Here is a 4,481-nt window from a genome sequence, read left to right as displayed (position 1 = left end):
GTCGTCCCCGGCCCACGACGAGGACCACGGGGCCGGCGCCTTGTCGCGTACGACGGCGCGTCCGACCCACCATGCGCCCTGTCCGATGCCGCGCCACGCCTCCAGCAGCTTGGACAACTGGCCCTTGACCTGCCGTCCCTTCTCGTCGGTGTAGTCGGCCAGCCGGACGTGGGACCAGTGCGGAACCGTGAGGGTGACCAGGTAGAGGCCGCGCCCCGACTTCAACCAGGCCAGGGCGTACCGCTCCAGGACGGCGGCCCGCTCCGCCCGGACCCGGGCCGCGCACACCGGGCACGCCCACACCGACCCGCACCGGACCAGGCCCGAAAACCCCGTCTGCTCCCCGGCCACGGCACGGATGCCGACCGCTTCACCCAAGGGGAGCTGCTCGCACGCCCCGACCGACTTCAGACCGGTGAAGCCCTGAATGCCCTCCAGCAGCCGCAGCCGCGCATCCTTGCGCTTGACCAGGACGGCGCACCCGTCGGCCGTCTGAGCGGCCGTCACGCCCGTTTCTGCGGTGTCCTGAGCAGCGGCGGAAACACTGTTCACTCTTTCCCAAGCCGCACCGCCGTGGGGGGCCGGGGAGGAGTCGTCCGCGCGGGACGGGGAGGGGCTGGCGGGGGTGGCGCGGGCATCGTCGCGGGAGACGGCCCGGCGGAGGGAACGCCGGCGGGCACGCCCAGCCTCCAGGGCGGCCTTATGCCGCTGCTGGAGCTGCGCCATGGGAGTCACGGCGCCGTCTGGCCGGGGGGCCGCTTTGCGGTCCGCCTCCGACCGTGCATCATTGAGCACGAACGATTCCCGGTGAGTTGGTAGCGAGTCGGGATCTAGAAACGGTCAGGGGCCCTAATCCCTGGCCGTTTCGCATGTCCAGCATCCTGGACCATTCGCCCCCGGAATCCGGGGACTTACCGCGTGTCACATGAGTTCAGTCTGAACCATCGCACACATCGTGCGCAACAGGCAGCACAAAGCCCGCCCCCAATCGGGAGCGGGCCTCCGGTATGTGGTGCTGTGTCAGCTTTCGACCCACATGAACGGTGGGAGGTCGGCGGCGGCCTTGAAGACGCGGATCGCCGCGCCGGCGGGAGCGTCGGGGAGGGCGTACACCCGGCCACCCTCCAGGGAGGCCAGGAGTCGGGCCCCGTGGTGCTCGCATCCGTCCAGGCCCGCGTTCTGGCGGTCCAGCACGGTGACGGCGGGCGGGCCGTCGCAGGGGGTCGGGTCGTCGATGTGGGCGGCGGGGCAGCGGGTCGTGGTCATGGTCGGGTCCCTCCGGTGAAGGGGGCCGCCGTGGTGGCCGGCCCCCTGGATTGGTCTATCAGCCGGTCGTGGCTTCGGCGGTAACGCGGCGCCAGGCCGCCCGGAGACGGGTCTCCCCGGCGGAGTGGCCAGCCGACCGGAACCGGGCCGACATCTCCCGGTACGTGAGCGGCGGAACCTCACCGGCTCGCAGCTCGGAGACGATCGCGTCCAGTTCCTCGTCGGTGAGCGCGGGCGCGGCCTCCAGGGCGGGAACCGGCTCCGTCGGCCCCCACACCGGCAACTCCCACCGGGGCGTGACGCCGGGCGTGACGCGCTCTGTGACGCAGGTCAGGGCACGGTTCGTGCCGTCGCCCTGGCGGGCGGCCTCCAGCGTCGACCACGCCCCCGACAGCCGTTCCGCGGTCCGGGCCTGGACCCGTGCGACGCGCGCCCCGGCCGCCGTCACGGCCTCCAGTCGGGTTTCCTCCGTACCTGCCTCGGCCCGGAGCCGGGCGCGGGCCACGGCCGCCTCGTCGCGGGCCGTCTGCTGAATCCCGCGGATCGCGTCCAGGGCGGCCGGGGTGAGCGCGGTGCGCTCCCACAGACCATGGACCAACCAGAGCGCCTTGGCCGCGAGGGGGAGCCAGGCGACGGCGAGCCAGGCGCCGGCGGATTCCTCCCCGAGCGCGTGCGCGACGAGGACGCCGGTAGCAGCCAGACCGAACAGCCACCCGACAGCGGTGACGGCCCGGTTGTGGTCGCCCTGTGCGGCGAGCCTCCGCTCATACGCGAGGGTGGCCAGCCAGCCACCGTCCAGGCCGAGACCGACGACGAGGGCCACGGCCCACGGCATGGACTCCCCGAGCCACATCACGACGACCGCGAGGGTCAGCACCATGCTGACGATGGTCATGGCGACCGCCGGTCCGGCGGTGAACGTCTTCCGCTGCATGGTCACTTCCCCTTCCGACGGGTGAGCGGGATGGACAGACCGACCCCGGCGGGGGCGGCGGCGGCCACGGCGGCGGCCGTCTGGGCGGTGATCTGCATCAGGAGGCAGAGCGTCATCACTACGCCGACCGCACCGGCGGCCACGACGACCGTGAGGACGATCGGGCCGGTGTAGGACCGGGGGGCCGGGGTGTGGTGGACGATCACCACGGTGCGGGGGTCGACCCCGGGCGGGATCATGTCGGCCGGGATGTGTCCGGCCCGAAGCTGGGCGCTCATGCGGTCGCCTCCGTTCCGGCGGGGGCGACGGTGCCGTCCTCCAGGCGGGCCAGGAGACCCTTCTCGACGAGACGGCCGACGACCTTGGACACCGTGCCCTTGGGGAGCCCCGACTTCTCGACGATGTCCTTCTGGCGGGCGGGCCCGTCCTGGACGACGCGCAGCACGCGCTCCTCCGTCGATTCCCCCGCCGGGGCGGGCGGCTCCGGGGGCTTGCGCATGGAGATGACCGGGGCAATGGCCGTGCCGTGCCAGATGCGGGCGGCCGGGAGGGCGCGGACCTGGTCGTCGTCCATGAACCAGACCTTGACCGGGGCCGGGGTCCGGCCGGTGCCACGGATCATCAGGACGCCGGGCTTGGGGAGCGTGTGAGCGTCCCACCCGCCCGCGGTCGCGTCCTCCCCGAGCACGGTCCGCACCTCCGTCGCCGTGGCGACCTTGAGGCACAGGCGCACGTCCATCTGTGCGGCGATCTGCGGCGGGATGCCCGCGCTCGCACCGGACTGAGTGGGTTTCTGCGTGCACCACCAGAGGTGGATTTCGGCGGCGCGGCCCATGCGGGCCAGGCTCTCGAAATCGGCGACGGCGTCCTTGGCGACGGCGGACACTTCCGCGCCCTCGTCGACCACGACGACGATCCGGGGCCGGTCCACGGTCGGCGTCCAGGACGCGGACCCGGTCGACTCCAGGATCTCCAGCCGCTCCATCATCTCCGCCTGGAGTTCGGCGGCCACGCCGATCACCTCGTCGGCAGTGCGGGCCACCCGGACCCGGTCCCGCCACAGGGCGCCCTCCACCCGCTTGAGGTCGACCATCACGACGGCGGCCTTGGGGTCGGCGGCCAGTTCGGCGAGCGCCGGCCGCAGCGTCACCGACTTGCCCGCGCCGGACGATCCGGCGAGCAGCAGCCGCGTGTTGAGCGGGATGCGGACCGGCTCACCGGTGAGGGTGTCCAGGCCGATACCGACCCGGTCCGGGGTCCAGCGCATGTCCGCGCCGTCGACCGCCGACCGCGTCCGCAGGATGAGCTGGGCCCATCCGCCCCGCTCGCCGGTCTTCACCTCCAGGCGCAGACCGGTGCGGCAGCCGAGCAGCGCGCGGACGTGGTCGGCGGCGGCCGTCAGCTTGGCCACGGTCCAGGTGCCGTCCAGGCGGACGTCCGCCACGATGCCCGCGTCCGTGAGCGCCGGCCGACCGGTGATGGTCCCGGCCAGGCCGCGCCCGTCGGCGTGCGCGCTCCAGTGCTCCGGGGCGAGCCGCTTGAGCAGCTGCCGCTCCTCGGCGGTCGGGACGAGACCCTTGGGCATACGGGAGGCCAGCGCGACGGCGACGACGACGGCCCCGACCGCGGCGACCGTGACGGCGACGGCCGACCACAGCCACACCGCCGACGGGACGTGCGGCAGACCGACGTATCCGGCGACGGCGGCCACGATCGCGGCCTTGGAGGCGAAGACCCACATGGGGTCGGGGACGGCGCGCTGCGCCTTCCGCAGCTCCCGCTCCGCCTTGTGCGTGGCGGGCTTGGTGCGCTCCGGGTCCGCCTTCCTGGCGACCGCGAGCGCCTTCCGCGCGTCGGTGACGAGGGGGCGACGCTCCGCCCGCAGCGTCCGCCGGCGGGCCGCCTCCGCCTTGTAGCGCTCCGCCGTCCAGCGGGAGGCCGAACACATCGATCGCATGATCACATGCGAAACTGACGAGTGGTCCATGGTGATCCTTTCGCGAGGTCATGGACTGGGCGGCGTCCCGTTGCACCGGGGCGTCGCCGTTCACGTTCTGTAGTTGGTTTCCGGTTTCCGTTTCCTGGTTCCGGGGGGCCCTACGCGCGCCCGCGCGAGGGAAACCCGGATTCGCTACCCAGAGTGGCCCTGACTGGCCGTCTCCCGCCCGTTCCCGGTACGGGGGACCCGAACAGTCTCGCGGACCCTCCAGGCCGTCAGACGGCCGTCTAGCCGTCCGACTCCCGCAGCCACGACCGGACCGTGTTCGGGGCGACCGCGGTG

The 4,481-nt window shown here is 73.1% G+C and carries 4 protein-coding genes and 1 pseudogene; all 5 read right to left on the bottom strand.

The features are described 5' to 3' along the window. A pseudogene (locus ACFV5H_RS37340) lies at positions 1-507 on the bottom strand (hypothetical protein); the annotation flags it as partial. A 513-nt stretch (positions 508-1,020) separates the two neighbouring features. After that, entirely contained in the window at positions 1,021-1,266 is a 246-nt protein-coding gene (locus tag ACFV5H_RS37335) for a hypothetical protein (RefSeq protein ID WP_385199141.1), read from the bottom strand. Positions 1,267-1,324: 58 nt separating this feature from the next. Beyond that, positions 1,325-2,200, bottom strand: a complete 876-nt coding sequence (locus ACFV5H_RS37330; protein WP_385199140.1) for a protein spdB — start codon at positions 2,198-2,200, stop codon at positions 1,325-1,327. A 2-nt stretch (positions 2,201-2,202) separates the two neighbouring features. Further along, entirely contained in the window at positions 2,203-2,478 is a 276-nt protein-coding gene (locus tag ACFV5H_RS37325) for a hypothetical protein (protein WP_385199139.1), read from the bottom strand. Next, positions 2,475-4,157: a MarR family transcriptional regulator gene (locus ACFV5H_RS37320; RefSeq protein ID WP_385199137.1), complete on the bottom strand. Its 1,683-nt coding sequence runs from the start codon at positions 4,155-4,157 to the stop codon at positions 2,475-2,477. The genes ACFV5H_RS37325 and ACFV5H_RS37320 overlap by 4 nt, the downstream gene beginning before the upstream one ends. Positions 4,158-4,481: the final 324 nt, after the last annotated feature.

The sequence above is a fragment of the Streptomyces sp. NPDC059787 genome, assembly GCF_042732315.1.
Taxonomy (GTDB): Bacteria; Actinomycetota; Actinomycetes; order Streptomycetales; family Streptomycetaceae; genus Streptomyces; species Streptomyces atrovirens.
This window is presented reverse-complemented; position numbering and strand designations above follow the sequence as displayed.

Coding starts and splice junctions, on each gene's coding strand:
- ACFV5H_RS37335 (WP_385199141.1), bottom strand. CDS start 1,266: ATGACCACGACCCGCTGCCCCGCCGCCCACATCGACGACCCGACCCCC.
- ACFV5H_RS37330 (WP_385199140.1), bottom strand. CDS start 2,200: ATGCAGCGGAAGACGTTCACCGCCGGACCGGCGGTCGCCATGACCATC.
- ACFV5H_RS37325 (WP_385199139.1), bottom strand. CDS start 2,478: ATGAGCGCCCAGCTTCGGGCCGGACACATCCCGGCCGACATGATCCCG.
- ACFV5H_RS37320 (WP_385199137.1), bottom strand. CDS start 4,157: ATGCGATCGATGTGTTCGGCCTCCCGCTGGACGGCGGAGCGCTACAAG.